Source organism: Vicinamibacterales bacterium (assembly GCA_035699745.1).
GTDB lineage: Bacteria > Acidobacteriota > Vicinamibacteria > Vicinamibacterales > 2-12-FULL-66-21 > JAICSD01.
The window spans coordinates 15,003-32,458 of sequence record DASSPH010000038.1; the positions used below are offsets into that span (position 1 = coordinate 15,003).

A 17,456-nucleotide genomic window follows, 5' to 3' on the forward strand; every position below is an offset into this window, starting at 1 on the left:
ATTATGTCAGCACGCCGCATCTTCGTGTGGGCCTTATGGCTGCTCGGCGGCGCCGCGGTCGTCGCGGCGATGGTCCGGTACACGCGCGGCGTGGAAGCCGGGCTCGCCAGCGCCCCGGCCGCCTCCGGATCGGTAAGACTCCTGAAAGAGCGGGTGGAGATCCCGGCCTTCGTCGCCACCGATCTGGACGGCCGCCAGATTTCCACCGCCGCGCTCCGCGGCAAGGTGGTGCTGGTCAACTTCTGGGCGACCTGGTGCCCGCCGTGCCGCGAAGAGATCCCGGATCTCGTCGCGCTCCAGGACAAGTACAAGGACCACCTGCAGATCATCGGCGTCTCGCAGGATTCGGGCAGCGTGGAGGCAGTGCGCCGCTTCGCCGCCGAGCACCGCGTCAATTATCCGACGGTGATGAGTACGCCGGAAATCGAGCGGCTGTTCCCCGGCGTCTACGCGCTGCCGACCACCTTCATCCTCGATCGGGACGGCAGGCTGGCCCAGAAGCACATCGGCCTGCTCAATGCCGCGGTGACCGAGAGCGAGACCCGTTCGCTCGCCGGCCTGGCGCCGGAAATCACGGTGGTCTACGCCGAGGAAGAGGACAAGGTCCGCCTGGCCAACGCCGCGCAGGCCAACAAGATTCCCGGCATCGACCTCTCGGCGCTGCCGCCCGATCGGCGCGACGAGGTGCTGAAGGCGCTCAACTCGGAGCACTGCACCTGCGGCTGCGGGCTCACCCTCGCGCAATGCCGCGTCGACGACCCCGATTGCTCGGTCAGCCTGCCGCTCGCGCAGCAGCTGGTCGAGAAGCTCGCCAGGCAGTAGCCCGCCGCCGGGCGCGGGCGGCTCGATATAGAATCTCGCGCATGCGAACCACGTGCTTCCTTGCGTTAGCTCTCTCGGCGGCTGCCTTGACGACCGACCTCGCGGCGCAGGGGCGCGGCGGCGGCGGCGGCGGACAGCAGGGCGCCGCACCTGTGCAATCGATCGACGCCCGCACCGCCGGTCTGCAGAAAGTGGACGGCTACATGCCGCTCTACTGGGACGAGAAGACCGGCACGCTCTGGATGGAGATCAACAAGTTCGATACGGAGATGCTCTATTCGACCGGCCTGACGTCCGGCCTCGGCTCGAACGACATCGGGCTCGATCGCGGCCTCGGCGGGCAGGGACGGGTGGTGAAGTTCCAGCGCATCGGCCCGCGCGTGATGATGGTGCAGCCCAACTACACGTGGCGCGCCGTCAGCCCCAACGCGGATGAGCGCCGCGCCGCCGAGGACGCCTTCGCCCGGTCCATTCTCTGGGGCTTCAGCGTCGGCGCCGAGACGGACGGCCGCGTGCTGGTGGACGCGACGGACTTCTTCCTCCGCGATGCGTTCAACGTCATTCCGCGGCTGCGGCCGGGCAACTACCGCGTCGACCGCACGCGCAGCGCGATCGACATGCCGTGGACGAAAGGGTTCCCGAAGAACACCGAGATCACGACGCTGCTCACGTTCTCGAACGAGGGAGGAGCCGCGGCAGGGCCCGCCGCGGGCGGGGGACGCGGCGGCGGCGGATTCGGTGGAGGCATGTTCTCGGGTTCCGTGGGCAGCGTCACGCCGACCGCGGATTCGGTGACCCTGAAGGAACATCACAGCTTCGCGGAGCTGCCCGACGCCAACTACAAGACGCGCGTCGACGACCCGCGCTCCGGCTTCCAGTCGCTGCAATACGCGGACTTCGCCGCGCCGATGACCGAACCGCTGGTCAAGCGGTTCATCCGCCGGCACCGTCTCGAGAAGGTCGACCCGGCGGCGCGCGTCAGCGAGGCGAAGAAGCCGATCAAGTACTACGTCGATCGCGGGGCGCCGGAACTGGTCCGCAAGGCGCTGCTCGACGGGGCCGGCTGGTGGAACCAGGCGTTCGAGGCCGCCGGCTACCGCAACGCCTTCCAGGTCGAGCTCCTGCCGGAAGGGGCCGACCCGATGGACATCCGCTACAACATGATCAACTGGGTCCACCGCTCGACGCGCGGCTGGAGCACCGGCGGCTCGATCTCGGATCCGCGTACCGGCGAGATCATCAAGGCCACGGTCACGCTCGGCTCGCTGCGCGACCGCCAGGATTACCTGATCTTCGAAGGCCTGCTCGCCCCGTACAAGACGGGCACCGAGACGCCGGCCATCCTGCAGCAGACCGCGCTCGCGCGCATCCGTCAGCTCGCGGCCCACGAAGTCGGCCACACCCTCGGCATCGGGCATCAGTACTACAACAGCGCCAAGGGGCGGATCTCGGTGATGGATTATCCCCATCCGCTCGAGAAGCTGAACCCCGACGGCACGATCGATCTGTCGGACGCGTACGCCACGGGGATCGGCGAGTGGGACAAGGTCGCCGTCGCCTATGCCTACTCCGACTTCCCTCCCGGCACGAACGAGTCGGCGGCGCTGCGCAAGATCATCGACGACGCGTGGAAAGCGGACCTGATCTACATGTCGAACCAGGACCTCGACGCCACCCCGCGGGTGGATCAGTGGAACAACGGCACCGACGTGGCCGGCGAGCTGACCCGCATCATGCAGATCCGGCGCGCCGCGCTGAACCGGTTCGACGAGACGGTGATCAGGAAGGACGCGCCGATGGCGACGATGGAGGAGGCGCTGGTGCCGCTCTACCTCTATCACCGGTATGCCGTCGAGTCCGCGGCCTCGGCGCTCGGCGGGCAGGACTACATCTACGCGTTCCGCGGTGACCAGCGCACGCCGACCCGGTGGGTGCCGGCGGCGCAGCAGGGCGCCGCGCTCGACGCCCTGATGGCGGCGCTGAAGCCCTCCGAGCTGGCGCTGCCGAAGAACGCGCTCGACAAGATCCCGCCGCGGCCGGCCGGCTGGGGGGCGCATCGCGAGATGTTCACCCGCTACACCGGCGAGGTGTTCGACCCGATCAGCCCGGCGGTCGCCGCCGCCGACATGACGATCGGCTTCATCCTCTCCCCCGACCGCGCCGCGCGGATGGTGGCGCAGAACGCGCTCGATCCGTCGCTGCCAGGGCTCAGCAGAGTGCTGACCGCTCTTCACCAGGCGACATTCGAGGCGGCCGCCGCCACGCCATACGAGAAGGAGATCCGCCGCGCGACCTCCCGCGTGCTGGTCGAACGCCTGATGGCGCTGGCCGGCACCGCCTCGATGCCGCAGGTGCGAGCGGTCGCGTCCTCGACGCTGGCCGGCATCCAGTCGCTCGACACGGCTGCCGTGTCCGATCCGGGCGACGCCGCCATGCGCAGGCTCATGGCCGGCGACATCAAGCGCTTCCTCGAGCGTCCGATCGCGCCGATCGCGACGCCGGCGACGCCCGATCCGCCCCCGGGCGCGCCCATCGGCGACACCGGCATGGACTGGCTCGCCCGCGTCAGCTGGTGTCACTGGGGGCGCTGACGCATTGCCGATTGGCGATTGGCGATTGGCGATCGACGGTTGGCGATTGTTGATTGGCGATTGACGGATTGGCGATTGTGGATTCGACAATCATCAATCCGTCGATCCACAATCTCCCAATCGCCAATTGTCGATCGCCAATCGCCAATCGGCACTCTACAATGGTTTCCTTCACCAGAGTCAGCAAGCAGTACGGCCGTCAGGTCCTCTTCGTCGACGCGTCGTTTCAACTCAATCCCGGTGAAAAAGTCGGTCTCGTCGGGCCCAACGGGTCCGGCAAGACCACCCTGTTCCGGATGATCGTCGGCGAGGACGCGCCGGACGACGGCGACGTGTCGGTGCCGAAGAAGCTGAGCATCGGCTACTTCAAGCAGGACGTGGAGGAAATGTCGGGGCGCTCGGTCCTCGACGAGACGATCGCCGGCAGCGGCCGCGTCGGGCTGCTGCATCACGAGCTCGAGGAACTGAATCACGCGATGGGCGACCCCGCCCGCGCGGACGACATGGATCGCGTCCTCGCCCGCTTCGGCGAGGTGCAGGAGGAATACGAGCATCTCGGCGGCTACGCGCTCGAAGCGCAGGCGCGCGAGGTGCTGCACGGGCTCGGCTTCGAGGACGACCGCATCGACGGCGACGTCGGCGCGCTGTCCGGCGGCTGGAAGATGCGGGTCGCCATGGCGCGCGTGCTGCTCGGCCGCCCCGACATCCTCCTGATGGACGAGCCGACCAACCATCTCGACATCGAGTCGATCATCTGGCTCGAGGAATTCCTCAGGACCCTTCCCGGCTCGCTGCTGATGACCTCGCACGATCGCGAGTTCATGAACCGCATCGTCACCCGCATCGCCGAGATCGACGGCGGGGAGATCACGGCGTACTCGGGCAACTACGACTTCTACGAGCGCGAGCGCGCGATCCGCGAGACCAACCGGGAGGCCGCCTACGCGCGGCAGCAGGCGATGCTCGCCAAGGAGCAGCGCTTCATCGAGCGGTTCGCCGCCCATGCCGCCAAGGCGGCGCAGGTGCAGAGCCGGGTCAAGGCGCTGGAGAAGATCGAGAAGATCGAGCTGCCGAAGAAGCGGCGGGTGGTGAAGTTCGACTTCCGGACGCCGCCGCGCTCCGGCGATCTGGTCGCGACGCTGGAGCACGTCAGCAAGCGCTACGGCGCGCGCGTCGTCCACGACGGCGTCAACCTGACCATCCGCCGCGGCGAGCGCTGGTGCGTGATGGGCAAGAACGGCGCCGGCAAATCGACGCTGCTCAAGATGATCGCCGGAGCGACGCCGCCCGACGACGGGCAGGTCAAGCTGGGCGCCAGCCTGAAGATGGGGTACTTCGCGCAGCAGTCGCTCGACGTGCTGGATGCGGACCTCACCATCGAGGAGCAGCTGCAGAAGGACTTCCCCGCCGAGTCGATCGGCGCGCTGCGCAACCTGGCCGGCGCGTTCCAGTTCTCGGGGGACGACATCGACAAGAAGATCCGCATGCTGTCGGGGGGCGAGAAGACGCGGCTGGTGATGGCGCGCATGCTGCTGAATCCGCCGAACTTCCTCGTGCTCGACGAGCCGACCAACCACCTCGACCTCGCGACCAAGGAGATGCTCCTCGACTCGCTGCACGACTTCGAGGGAACGATGATCTTCGTGTCACACGATCGCGCGTTCCTCAAGGGCCTGAGCAACCGCGTGCTCGAACTGGGCGGCGAGAGCGGCAAGGAAGCGCAGCCCCACGCCTATCCGGGCACCTACGAGGAATACGTGGCACGCACCGGCCACGAAGCGCCGGGCGTGCACCGGTGAGTGGCTGCCGGTGGCCGCACGCCGCGCCTCGACCCTCGATCCTCGATCCTCGCCCCTCGATCCTTTAGAGTAACCGCGTGAAACTCGCTCTGTATATCGCCCTGGTGGCACTGATAGCAACTGGATCCAGCTTCCAACCGGCGCCTGCCGGCTCCGACTGGCCGACCTACGGCCACGATCGCGGCGGCCAGCGCTTCTCTCCTCTCACCCAGCTCACGCCGGCGAACGTCAGCCGGCTCGAGGTCGCGTGGGTCTTTCACATGAGGCCCGCCGGTTCCACGCTGCGATTCGCGGCGAGTCAGAACACGCCGCTCGTCGTCAACGGGACGATGTATCTGTCGACTCCTTACGGCCGCGTGGTGGCGATCGATCCGGTCTCCGGGGCGGAGATCTGGGCGTTCCGCCTGCCGTCGGGCAACCCTTCCACCCGCGGCGTGGAGTACTGGCCCGGCGACGCGCAGACGCCGGCGCAGATCGTTTTTGGCTCGAGCGACGCGAAGCTGTACTCCGTGGATGCGAAGACCGGGAAGCCGAACGAGGCCTTCGGCGAGAAGGGGATCGTGAACCTCGACACGCCGGAGATCCTGCAGGGGCTGCCCGGGCGCAACGCCCTGAGCTCCCCGCCGGTCACCTACCGCAACCTCGTGATCACCGGCGGGACGACGCAGGAGAATCCGCCGCGCGGCCCGGCCGGCGACGTCCGCGCGTGGGACATGCATACCGGCAAGCTGGCGTGGACGTTCCGATCGGTGCCGCGCGCCGGCGAGCCGCACAACGACACCTGGGCGGGCGAGAGCTGGAAGCAGCGATCCGGCGTGAACGTGTGGGGCTTCATGACGGTCGACGCCGCGCGCGGCATCGTCTACATGCCGTTCGGCGCGCCGTCCGTGGATCAGTACGGCGGCGATCGCGAGGGCGACAACCTGTTCGGCACGAGCCTGGTCGCCGCCGATGCGCGGACGGGAAAATACCTGTGGCATTTCCAGGTCGTGCACCACGACATCTGGGACGCGGATCTCTCCGGCGCGCCGGCGCTGATCGACGTGAGGCGCGGCGGCCGCACGATTCCGGCGGTCGCGGTGATCGGCAAGAACGGCCTGCTCTTCCTGCTCGACCGGGTGACGGGCAAGCCGATCTACGGCGTCGAGGAACGGGCGGTGCCGCAGAGCGACGTGCCGCTCGAGCGCGCGGCAAGGACGCAGCCCTTCCCGCTCAAGCCGGCGCCGCTCTCCCGCATGACGATGACCGCGGCGGAGATCGCCACCGTCACGCCGGAGCTCGAAGCCGCGTGCCGGAAGCTGATCGAAGGCCTGCAGCTCGGCGGCCCGTACCTGCCGGTCTCGTTCAACCGCCTGCGAGTGCAGTTCCCCGGCAACCATGGCGGCGTGAACTGGGGCGGCACCTCCTTCAACCCGCGGCTGGGATATCTGTTCGTCAACACCAACGAGATGGGGCAGATGTCCGGCCTCCGTGAACGGAGCAAGGACGCGGCCGGTCCGGCGCGCGCCAGCGGCGTGGGCAACCGTGTGGATCCCGCAGGCCCCTACGAAGGGATTGCCGGCGGCGGCCGATTCAAAGACGACGAATCCAACATGTATTGCCAGCAGCCGCCGTGGGGACGATTGACCGCGGTCGACGTCAACACCGGCGAGTTCGCGTGGCGGGTGCCGCTCGGCATCACCGAAAGCCTGCCGCCAGACAAGCAGCACACCGGCCGGCCGGGCAACGGCGGAACGATTGCGACCGCGGGTGGACTGGTGTTCGTCGGCGCGACCGACGACAGCCGGTTTCGCGCCTTCGACGCGAAGACCGGACGAGAGGTGTGGGCGCACAAGCTGCCGGGCGCGGCGCAGGCCACGCCGATGACCTACCAGGGGCGCGACGGCCGCCAGTACGTCGTCATCACGGCGACCGGCGGCAGTTTCTTCGGCAATCCGGTGACCGGGGACAGCGTCATCGCGTTCGCGCTGAGTTCAGATACTGCGTCACCACCTCGTCGACGTCCCGATCGGCGCTGAATCCGAGTTGACGCGCCCGGCGGTCGTCCAGCGCGCCGGGCCAGGTGGCGACGACCCGCGCGACGCCGGGATCGATCTCGCAGCGGACGCGCGCTCTGGCGGCGGCGCCGCCGGCGCGCTCGAGGCTCGCGAGCATCTGCGCCGGCGTCACGGAGAGCCCCGGAAGGTTCACACACCGCGCGCCCCCAAGGGCCGAGGACGGCACCCGTGCGGCATGGATCAAGTTGCCGGTCACCACGTCGGGTGAGCTGATCCAGATGGGCATGTCGAGCGGAACCGGGCACACCGCGTCGATGCCGGCGAGCGGCTCGCGGATGATGCCGCTGACGAACGACGACAGCGCCGAATTCGGCGCTCCGGGCCGCACCGTGACCGTCGCCAGACGCAGAACGATGCCGTCGACGAAGCCGCGCCGCGAGTATTCACTCACCAGCAGTTCGGCGATGGCCTTGGCGACGCCGTAGGAGGATTGCGGGCGGAGCACGTGGTCCTCGGGCACTTCCGCAGGCAGATTGGCGCCGAATACCGCCACGGTGCTGGCGAACACGAAGCGCGGCGGCCGGCGCAGCCGGCGGCACGCCTCCAGCAGGCCGCGCGTGGCATCCACGTTGACCCGCATCCCGACGTCGAATTCCGCCTCCGACTGGCCGCTCAGGACGGCCGCCAGATGAAACACCAGGTCGACGCCGTCTTCGACGATGGAGCTGATGAAGGCGGAATCGACGATCGTCCCGGTCCTGACGTCGACGCGCGGGTCGCCGATCGGGCAGGCCGTTGTGTCTGCGGCCACGATCCGCGACACCGGCGGCAGTCGATCACCCCCGCCGAGCAGCGCCCTGACGACGCGGCTGCCAAGGAACCCGGCGGCGCCGGTAACGAGCACTGTCATCGTTGCTGATCCGTGTAATCCGCGGCCCATGTTACCGTTCCTCACGTGGCCAATCCACTCGCAGTCGCGGTCGTCACGGGTGCGGGGTCCGGGATCGGGAAGGGGGTCGCGATCGCCCTGCTCCGCCGCGGATATGCGGTCGCCCTGGCCGGCCGGCGCCGGCCGGCGCTCGAGGAGGCGGTTCAGCAGTCGGGCGAGGACCCGGCGCGGGCGCTGCCGGTCCCGACGGACGTCGCCGACGCCGCATCGGTGCGCCGCCTGTTCGAGACCACGCGCGCGACGTTCGGGCGCGTGGATCTCCTGTTCAACAACGCCGGAACCACGGCGCCGGGGATCGCGCTCGAAGAGCTGACCGTCGATCAATGGAAGACGGTCGTGGACGTGAACCTGACGGGCGCCTTCCTGTGCACCCAGCAGGCGTTCCTCGCCATGAAGGATCAGCGCCCGAGGGGCGGACGCATCATCAACAACGGGTCGCTCTCGGCGCATGCGCCTCGGCCGAACTCGGCGCCGTACACCGCGACCAAGCACGCGATCACCGGCCTGACGAAGGCGACGTCACTCGACGGCCGCAAGTACGACATCGCCTGCGGACAGATCGACATCGGCAACGCGGCGACCGAGATGACCGCGCGCTTCGCCTCGGGTATCCTGCAGGCGAACGGCGAGGTCAGCATCGAGCCGCGCATCGACGTCGCGCACGTCGTCGACGCGGTTCTCTACATGGCGAGCCTGCCGCTGGACGCCAACGTGCAATTCCTGACCGTCATGGCGACGAAGATGCCGTTCATCGGCCGGGGCTGAGAGGAGACGCGATGGCGGCACTGACGAGACGCGAATTCGTCGCCGGTGTGATGGCAACGGCGCTGGCGGCACGGATCGAGGCGAGCCCGCTCGGCTTGCCGATCGGCAGCCAGACCTACCCGCACCGGCAGACGATCGGCGCGGGAGACTTCGCCGGCCTGCTCGAGACGCTGAAAGAGATCGGGGTCGAGGCAGTCGAGTTGTGCTCGGCGATCGGCTACAAGGAATTCGCGCCGCTTGCCGACGCGCGCGCCGTCAAACGGACGCTCGGCGAGCACGGCATGAAGTGCGAGAGCGCGCATTTCAGCCTCCGCGAGCTGCGCGACAACCAGCAGAAGAGCATCGACTGGGCGCGCGAGATCGGCATGACCCAGATGGTCGTCGCCACCCTCGGCGGCGGCCGCACGCCCGCGATGGACGACGTGAAGCGCGCGGCTGACGAATACAACGCCATCGCCGCGGTGGCGGCGAAGGCCGGCATGCAGCAGGTGCTGCACAACGAGGGGTTCGAGGTATCGATGGTCGACGGCCGCCGCACCTACGACATCCTGATGGACCTGCTCGATCCGAAGCTGGTCAAGTTCCAGTTCCAGATGTCGACGATCAACCAGGGGCTGGTGGCCGAAGAGTACTTCACGAAGTATCCCGGACGCTTCATCTCGATGCACGTTCAGGACGTCGACATGAACGCGCCGGTTCCGGAAGGCGGACGCGGGCGCCCGCAGACCGCCGTCGGCAAGGGCAGCATCGACTGGGCGAAGACGTTCAAAGCGGCGCGGACGGGCGGCGTGAAGAACTATTTCGTCGAGCAGAACATGGAGCTGACGAAAGCGAGCGTCGCCGCGCTGAAAGCGATGAACGTCTGAGGCGGCCCGGCGGCGTACCACGCGCGAAATCCCAGCCGCGTCGGCTTGAACGGCCGTTTCGGCGCAGTATAGTGCGCCGTCTTCGCGGCGGCTAGCCGACCCGGCGGACGGTCAGGTACAGCGGCGCCGCGCCGAACAGTACGAGCAGCGGATACGTGAGCTTGCCGGGACGGTTGATCGCCTCGAACCGCACCTGCTCGCCGGGCTTGACGTCGAACTCCAGCGTCTTCCAGACCAGCGTGTTGCTGACGCGCAGCCGATGCGGACCCGGCGCGACGTCCCGCTGAATCGACTCGCCGAACAGCAGATCGCCGAGCCGCTCGCCGTCGAGCGTGATCACCAGTTGGCGCAGGCCGACGTCGGACGCGTGCGTGCGCGCGATCGTGACCGAGGCGGGGCGCATGCGCCACACCCGTTCCCAGAACTCGACGTCGTCCAGCTGGGTCTTGAGACCGACGCCGGCGTCTTCGACGAGGTCAGGGACGATGTTGGGAGTGACGGGGGCCACGAAAACTCCGCCGGACAGCTTACACCCGGATCTGGGAGAGCAGCGGAAAGTGATCCGAGGCTTGTTGAGCTGCCGGCGACCGGACCACTTCGCACGAGTGGACGCGGGAGAGGTGCGCCGACGGGACGAACAGGTAGTCCAGCCGCACCTGCGGCTTCGTGGTCGGCAAGGTGAGGCCGGGATCGGCCGGATGCAGGGCGCGGAAGGCGTCGACGTACCCGGCGTCGCGCACGACCTGGATCGTGCGCCAGCGGATCCGGCCGCCGCTCAGCCACACCGTGGCGCGCACCTTCTGCGGGAGCGCTCGGAAATCCAGCAGCTCGCCGGGGGTGACCGTGTTGAAGTCGCCGACCAGCGCGTGGAACCCTGCCTGGTGCTGACGGATGCTGCGCAGCAGCGCGCGCAGCTCGATCATGCGCCGCCGCTCCGTCCACGCCGCGAAGACCGCGCTGAGATGCAGGCCGAAGACACGGAACGCCATGCCCTGCGGAACGATTTCGAGGAACGCGTGGCGGGACAGCCGCGGCCGGTGCCATTCGTGGTGCGCGATGGGCAGGCGGCTGATGAAGCCGAGCGAGAACTCGGGCATCGCCGCCCAGTACTGGAGGCCCGATTCGCGCGCGAGCCGATCGATGACGGCCGGCACGGTCGCCTCCTGCAGCACGACGATGTCCGGCGCGCACGGGCGGATGACGGACAGCAGCGCGTCTTCGCGGCCGGCGCCCCCCCGGCGGATGTTGTAGCTGAGGAGGCGGAGCGAAGTCACTCGATGTCGGACTTCTCCACCAGCGTGAGATACGGCTGCCCGATCAACTCGCCGCGGAGATACATGACGAAGTCGCGCGTGCCCTGGATGTTCACCGGACGGCGCACCATCGCCATCAACCGCTCGCGCAGCGGTACGAGGCCGGGGGCGATGTCGGGATCCTCGTCGCTCAACGGACGCGAGTGCACGCCGGGCACGAAGAAGCCGGTGACCTTGTAGCAGTCGAGGATGCGGCTGCCCACCAGGGTGAGATCGAGATCGCTGGTGCCCGGCCCGTCCGCGTCGAACGGCGCCTTGTCCTTCCAGCGATACCCGGTCACCGCGCTTCCCCGCAGCACCACGCCGGTATTCTCGGGCACGACGTCTTTGATGAGCTGGACGAACTGCTCGAGTTTCGCCGGGTCGTTATCGAATGCCAGCCGGATCACGTTGTCACGTTTCTCGGCTTGCGTGAGTTCCTTGTCTGCCGCCGCCGTCTGTTCGCTCACACCGGCTGAAAAAGCAATTCGCCTGCCGCCCAGCCGGTGCACGGACGGATGAGCCGCGGCTCCAGCGGCTGATCACATCAGTCTTCCCGCAGGGCCGTGGACGGCGCCAGCCGTGAAGCGCGGCGGGCGGGAATCCATCCCGCGAGCAGCGTCACCGACGCCAGCGCCGCGATCGCCATCGCCACGGTACCGGGATCGCCGGGCTTCAGCCCATAGAGCAGCGCCGACGCGCTCTTCGCGGCGAAGACGGCCAGGACGGCGCCGATCGCGAGACCGGCGGCGAGCAGCACCCCGGCCTCGCGCACGATCATGCGGACGACGGCCGCGGCGTCGGCACCGAGCGCCATGCGCACGCCGATTTCGATCCGGCGCCGCGCGACGGTGTACGACATCACGCCGTAGAGGCCGATCGTCGCGATCAGCGCCGCGAGGCCGGCAAAGAAGCCGGACAGCGTCGCCATCAGCCGCTCCTGAAGCAGTGACTGCGACACCTGCGTCCGCACCGACTGATGCTGGAGGCTGATCGCCGGATTCACCTCGGCGATGGCACGCGTCGCCGCCGCGGTGAACGCCGACGGGGAGGTATCGATGCGGGTCACGATCTGCAGGAACGGTCCGGGCGCCTCCTGCGTGGACGCCAGGTGCGCGAGCGGGGAGAACGGTTCGCGCAAGTCGGTGTATTTGGTGTCGCGGACGACGCCGACGATCTCGTAGAACGGGCGCGGTTCGCCGGCCGCCGCCTCGATCTGGAAGGACTGCCCGATCGGGTTGCGGCCGCTGAAGAACGCGCGCACGAAGGACTCGGTGACGATCGCCGTCCTGGGCGACTGCGGGGTGTCGCGCGCGTCGAAATCCCGCCCGGCCACGAACTGGATGCCGAGCGCGTCGAAGTAGCCCGCGCCGACCGCGTTGAAATTGACGACCGCCTTCTGCGCCGCGCTGCCGACGAGCACCCGGTTGTTCCAGAAGTTGCCGCTGACCGGCGTGGTGTAGGCCTGCGCCGCGGCCCTCACGCCGGGGATGGCGCGCACCCGTTCGAGGATGGCGGCGACCGCCGCGGCCCGCGCCTCCTCCGGCAGCGCCGCCTTGCGCAGGTCGAGCCCGGTGGCGATCACGCCGTCCTGCCGGAAGCCGGGGTCCATGGTCGTCAGGTTGCGCAGGCTGCGCGCCAACAGCAGCGCGCCGAACACCAGCACCAGCGAGAGCGCGACCTGCAGCACCACCAGGCCGCGGCGCACGCCGAACCGTTCGCGGGTGTCGGTACTGCCGCGGCTGCCGGCCTTCATCGAGGCGCCGGGCGACGTGCGCGTCGCGCGCAGCGCCGGCGCGAGCCCGAACAGCACGCAGGCGAACACCGCCACCGCCGCGGTGAACGCAAACACCCGCCAGTCGAGCGAGAGATCGATGAACAGCGGGTTGTCGCTGGAGCTCAGGAACGCGACCAGCGAGGCGCTGAACCAGCGCGCGACGAGCACCCCGGCGCCGGCGCCGATCGCGGCGATCAGGAGGCTCTCGGAGAGCATCTGCCGCACGATCCGCGCCCGGGACGCGCCGATCGCGAGCCGGATCGCGACCTCGCGTTCGCGCGCCGTCGCCCGGGCGAGCAGCAGATTGGCGAGATTGGCGCAGGCAATCAGCAGCACGACCGCGGTGACGCCGAGCAGGAGGTTCAGCGAACTGCCGTACGTCCGCCGCAGCGCGCTGAGACCCGAGCCGGCGCCGAGCGCGCCAATCGCCATCTCCCGATAGTCCTTCGCGTCCTGCGCGGTGTACCGCGGCGAGACCGTCGCGGCGAGGATCCCCTTCGACAGGCCGGCGAGGTGCGCGCTCGCCTGCTCGACGGTGATGCCCGGCTTCAGCCGCGCCAGGCCGGCGAGGAACCAGACGTCGGAGCGCTCGTACCCGGATCGCTCGCCGCGGAACAGCGGCTCGACGCAGATCGGCACCGCGACATCGAAGGTGCGGCCGACGTCCACGCCGGTGAACGCGGCCGGGGCGACGCCGGCGATCTCGAAGCGGCGCCCTTCGAGGAGGATCGTGCGGCCGGCAATCGCGGGGTCGCCGCCGTACTCGCGCTGCCAGAACGCATGGCCGAGGACCGCGATGCCGGTGCAGCCCTTCACGTCGTCCGCCGGTCCGACGAGCCGGCCCACCGCCGGGCGCACGCCGAGCAGCGGGAAGAAGTTCCCGCTGACCCAGATCGCCTGGGCCGAGCGCTGCTCCCCGCCCGGCGCGAGGTCGAAGGTCGTCGTCCCCCATGCCGCCATGTCGGCGAAGACCTGCTGCTCGCGGCGGATCTGCTGGTACAGCGGATACGACAACATCGGGTAGCGGCCCATGAACGACCCGGTGCGGCCGTTTCGCGTATTCACGATGCGGACCTCGGCGAGCTCTTGCGGACGATCGATCGGCAGCGATCGCAGGCGGATGGCGTCGACGAGCTGGAAGATGGCGGTGTTGGCGCCGGTGCCGAGCGCCAGCGTCAGGACGGCGACGATCGCGAAGGTGGGATTGCCGCGCAGCAGCCGCGCGCCGTAGCGGAGGTCCTGCCAGAGGGTTTCGAGCCAGCCGAGTGAGTTCATGGTGTAGATCTCTTCGCGGATGAGGGTGGGATTGCCGAGTTTGCGGCGCGCCGCGGCGCGCGCCTCGTCGAGCGACATGCCGCGCGCCAGGTTGTCGTCGATCGCCTCGGCGAGGTAGGAGTCGAGCTCGCGGGCCCGTTCAGCGTCCCAATAGCCGCGGCGGAGGAAGCGGAGGAGCCGCATGGCGCATCACTCGGCGGGGCGCAGGATGCGATTGACGGCGCGCACGATTTCGTCCCAGCGATTGGTCTGCGCCTCGAGCTGCCGGCGCCCTTTCGGCGTGAGCCGGTAGTAGCGGGCGCGGCGGTTGTTCTCGGAGGTGCCCCAGAACGAGGCGATCCAGCCGCGATCCTCGAGGCGGTGCAGCGCGGGATACAGCGAACCGTGCTCGACCTGAAGAACATCTTCCGATCGGCGCTCGATCGCGTGGGCGATGGTGTGGCCGTGCGCCGGCCCGATCGCCAGCGTCTTGAGCACCAGCACGTCGAGGGTCCCCATCAGCATCTCGCCGTGCAGCGGCGCGCTTCCCCGTTTCGGCATCGTGCTCCACAAGATAATCTACCTGAGAGCGCAAGTAAAGCCGGCGGCGGATCGCCGCCGGCGGCCTCAGCGCACGGTCAGGAAGGCGATGAGATCGGCGACGTCCTGCGCCTTGAGCCCGAGCTGCGCCGCGCTCAGCATCAGCGATTCCGTCATCCGCCGGCGGTTGGCGACCCGGTTCGCCGGAATGATCTGGGTGAAGCCGCCGCGGCTCCGCATCATCAGCGGGTCTCCCTGCTTGATCAGCAGCCCCTGGATGACGAGCCCGTCCGTGGTGCGGAGCTCCGTGCCGTCGTAGCCCTGCGCGATCTCCGCGCTCGGCTGCACGATGGCGCGGGCGATGACCTCCGCCGACTTGCCCCGTCCCCAGCCATCGAGCGACGGCCCGACGTCGGGCCCGATACCGCCGATCGCGTGGCACATCACGCAGGCCGCCGTCAGCTGCTTGCCGCGCGCCGCATCGCCGCGCAACTGCAGGACCTCCGCGATCGCCGGGTCGGGCACGGACGCCGGCGGCGGCGCCGCGACCTCTTCGAGCTTGATCGCCTCCGGATCGTAGATCTTGGTCACCTTCAACGCCGCCTGGAGGTTGTGGCTCTGCCAGCTGTTGGAGACCCGGTTCAACAGCCACCAGATCGCCAGGTCGCGCAGCGGACCGGCGGGTCCGGCCAGCTTCAGCATCGCGTCCGACGCCGCCGGCACGTCGATGAAGGCCAGCGCGTCCATCGCGCGCCGCCGATCCTCGAGCGGCAGCTTGGCGGCGCGGGCGCGCGCCGCGAAGTCGTCGACCGCCGCCGGCACGTGCAGCCGCCACGCCAGCCACGCGAACGACGGCGACCACGCGAGCGGATCCGGCGGGACCCGCAGGTCGCGGCGCAGCCGTTCGTACACGGCCGCCTCCTTGCCCGTCGCCCCCGTGCCCCAGGCTTCGAGGTAGCTGCGATCCGTGCCGTCGAACCCGCGCGCCAGATCGACGAGGATGTCGAGCGACGCGGCCGCCGGCTGATCGCGCAGCGAGAGCGCCACCTCGCGCCTGACGCCGGGATCCGGATCGCGCGCGAGCCGCGCGGCCACGGGCAGCACGTCGAGGCCGGTGCGCCGCATCGCGCGATACGCGGCGATCTTCATCGCCGGATCGGTCTGCGATTCCGGGGTTCCGGCTCGCCGCCGCCCCTCCGGGCCGAGCTGGTACAGCAGATACAGACCGCGGCCCCTGACGTAGGGGTTGGGATCGGTGAGCAGCGCGGCGACGGCGTCGACGGCCGCGGCCCCGCGGGCCTTGAGCCCTTCGAATCCGATCGCCCGCACGTTCACCGCGGGTGAACGGAGCGCGGTGATGAGGCCGTCGATCGTCGAGGCGTCGAAGGCCGGGGGCTTCGACACGAAGCCCTTCGGCGCGATCCGGTAGATCGCGCCGGCGGTCGTGTCGTCGAGATCCGTGTGCCCCCCGACCCGCGGATCGATCCAGTCGCTGATGTACAACGCCCCATCGGGACCGATCGCGACGTCCGACGGCCGGAACAGCGTCTCCGCCGCCCCCTTCGCCGTCGAGTTGCCGCCGATGAAGTCCGACCCGGCGTACTTCCGCTCCGCGTTCGACGTCGCCAGAATCCGCCGCTCGCCGAGGTTGAAGCCGGCGCCGCTGCGCGACGGGCGGTAGGCGAAGATCTCGTTGCGTCCCGGTTCGGCGGCGAAGAAAGTCCCCTCCCACGCCGCGCCGAGCGCGCCGTTCTCGTAGAACACGTTGCCGGTCGGCGATCCGCCGCCATAGACGTCCCCGGCCGGCGCGACGCCGGGGTCATCCTGCCGCCACTCCGCGATCGGCACCGTCTGCCCGGGACGGCGATCCGCCTGCCACGAGCGCTGCCCGTCGAGTGACGAGAAGCCGAAGTTGGCGTACTCCATCACCCACGAGACGCGGCACGCGGGAGGATCATCGTTGTCGTTCTGGAAGACGTCGCCCAGCGACGTCACCGACTGTTCGTAGCTGTTGCGATAGTTGTAGCCGATGATCTCGGCGCCGGTTCCGTCCGGATTCATCCGCACCGTGAATCCGCCGACATACGTGTGCCCGTCATCGCTCGGCTTGCCGGCGTGCTCCGCCTTGTTGTGCGGGTCCTTGAAGGGGCCGACCGGGCCGTCCCGGTACGCGCCGAAGCTGCGGAAGGTCTTCCCGGAGCGATCGGTAAACATCGCGCCGGTGTTGCCCTGGTTGAAGACCCACTTGCCGTCGGGCCCGACCGTCACCGAGTGCAGCGAATGATCGTGGTTGACGCCGTGGAAGCCGGTGAGCAGCACGTCCCGCTTGTCCACCGCCGGGTCGAAACGCAGGTTACGATCGACGTCGGTGTAGACGATCAGGTCGGGCGGCTGCGCGACGACGATCTTGTTGTCGATGACGGAGACGCCGAGCGGCGCGACCAGGGCGGTCTCCTGGACGAAGGTGTGCGACGAATCCGCTTTACCATCGCCATCGGTGTCCTGTAGCACCATAATGCGATCGCCTTCGGGCTGGCGGGCGTGGTGTCTGCGGTAGCGGACGCCCTCGGCGACCCAGATGCGGCCGTCCCGATCGATGTCGATGTTGGTCGGGTTGCGGAGCATCGGCGTGGCCGCCCACAGGGTGATTTCGAGTCCGTCGGCGACCTGGAAGAGCTCGAGCGGAATGCTCGGGGGAATGTTGAACGCGGGCTGCGGCGCCTGGGTCTGTGCGGGCGTCTGGGCCTGCAGGAGTGCGGCAAAGGACACGATGCTGACGAGAAAAACGCTCAATCGGCGCATGG

13 protein-coding genes are annotated in these 17,456 nt (G+C 69.0%); 6 read left to right on the top strand and 7 right to left on the bottom strand.

The window, feature by feature from the left end; all coding sequences use genetic code 11:
* Positions 1–3 precede the first annotated feature (3 nt).
* The 4 genes from VFK57_07605 to VFK57_07620 all read left to right on the top strand — a co-directional run bounded on the left by VFK57_07605 (position 4) and on the right by VFK57_07620 (position 7,230).
* Positions 4–822: a TlpA disulfide reductase family protein gene (locus tag VFK57_07605; protein ID HET7695556.1), complete on the top strand. Its 819-nt coding sequence runs from the start codon at positions 4–6 to the stop codon at positions 820–822.
* 41 nt (positions 823–863) lie between these two features.
* Positions 864–3,413, top strand: a complete 2,550-nt coding sequence (locus VFK57_07610; GenBank protein ID HET7695557.1) for a zinc-dependent metalloprotease — start codon at positions 864–866, stop codon at positions 3,411–3,413.
* A 161-nt stretch (positions 3,414–3,574) separates the two neighbouring features.
* Positions 3,575–5,212: an ABC-F family ATP-binding cassette domain-containing protein gene (locus tag VFK57_07615; protein ID HET7695558.1), complete on the top strand. Its 1,638-nt coding sequence runs from the start codon at positions 3,575–3,577 to the stop codon at positions 5,210–5,212.
* 77 nt (positions 5,213–5,289) lie between these two features.
* The gene (locus tag VFK57_07620; GenBank protein HET7695559.1) at positions 5,290–7,230 is read left to right on the top strand and encodes a pyrroloquinoline quinone-dependent dehydrogenase; all 1,941 of its coding nucleotides are present in this window, start codon (positions 5,290–5,292) and stop codon (positions 7,228–7,230) included.
* Here VFK57_07620 and denD read toward each other — a convergent pair.
* Positions 7,166–8,119 (bottom strand): D-erythronate dehydrogenase, encoded by a 954-nt coding sequence (gene denD / locus VFK57_07625; GenBank protein ID HET7695560.1) that lies wholly within the window; start codon positions 8,117–8,119, stop codon positions 7,166–7,168. The two genes, VFK57_07620 and denD, sit on opposite strands and share 65 nt — an antisense overlap.
* A gap of 45 nt (positions 8,120–8,164) precedes the next feature.
* Here denD and VFK57_07630 point away from each other — a divergent pair, with 45 nt between their 5' ends.
* Positions 8,165–8,923 carry an SDR family oxidoreductase gene (locus VFK57_07630; protein HET7695561.1) on the top strand — a complete coding sequence of 253 codons (759 nt, stop codon included), beginning with the start codon at positions 8,165–8,167 and terminating at the stop codon, positions 8,921–8,923.
* An 11-nt stretch (positions 8,924–8,934) separates the two neighbouring features.
* The gene (locus VFK57_07635) at positions 8,935–9,789 is read left to right on the top strand and encodes a TIM barrel protein (GenBank protein HET7695562.1); all 855 of its coding nucleotides are present in this window, start codon (positions 8,935–8,937) and stop codon (positions 9,787–9,789) included.
* 91 nt (positions 9,790–9,880) lie between these two features.
* On the opposite strand, the gene VFK57_07640 is transcribed toward VFK57_07635, so the two are convergent.
* The 6 genes from VFK57_07640 to VFK57_07665 all read right to left on the bottom strand — a co-directional run bounded on the left by VFK57_07640 (position 9,881) and on the right by VFK57_07665 (position 17,454).
* Positions 9,881–10,297 (bottom strand): hypothetical protein, encoded by a 417-nt coding sequence (locus VFK57_07640; protein ID HET7695563.1) that lies wholly within the window; start codon positions 10,295–10,297, stop codon positions 9,881–9,883.
* A gap of 19 nt (positions 10,298–10,316) precedes the next feature.
* The gene (locus tag VFK57_07645; GenBank protein HET7695564.1) at positions 10,317–11,063 is read right to left on the bottom strand and encodes an endonuclease/exonuclease/phosphatase family protein; all 747 of its coding nucleotides are present in this window, start codon (positions 11,061–11,063) and stop codon (positions 10,317–10,319) included.
* On the bottom strand, positions 11,060–11,491 hold the full coding sequence (locus tag VFK57_07650) for a hypothetical protein (GenBank protein ID HET7695565.1): 432 nt from the start codon (positions 11,489–11,491) through the stop codon (positions 11,060–11,062). Before VFK57_07650 ends, VFK57_07645 begins: the two co-directional genes overlap by 4 nt.
* Positions 11,492–11,628: 137 nt before the next feature.
* On the bottom strand, positions 11,629–14,316 hold the full coding sequence (locus tag VFK57_07655; protein ID HET7695566.1) for an ABC transporter permease: 2,688 nt from the start codon (positions 14,314–14,316) through the stop codon (positions 11,629–11,631).
* Between the two features lie 6 nt (positions 14,317–14,322).
* On the bottom strand, positions 14,323–14,673 hold the full coding sequence (locus VFK57_07660) for a PadR family transcriptional regulator (protein HET7695567.1): 351 nt from the start codon (positions 14,671–14,673) through the stop codon (positions 14,323–14,325).
* Between the two features lie 66 nt (positions 14,674–14,739).
* Positions 14,740–17,454 (bottom strand): PVC-type heme-binding CxxCH protein, encoded by a 2,715-nt coding sequence (locus VFK57_07665; protein ID HET7695568.1) that lies wholly within the window; start codon positions 17,452–17,454, stop codon positions 14,740–14,742.
* Between the last annotated feature and the right edge of the window lie 2 nt (positions 17,455–17,456).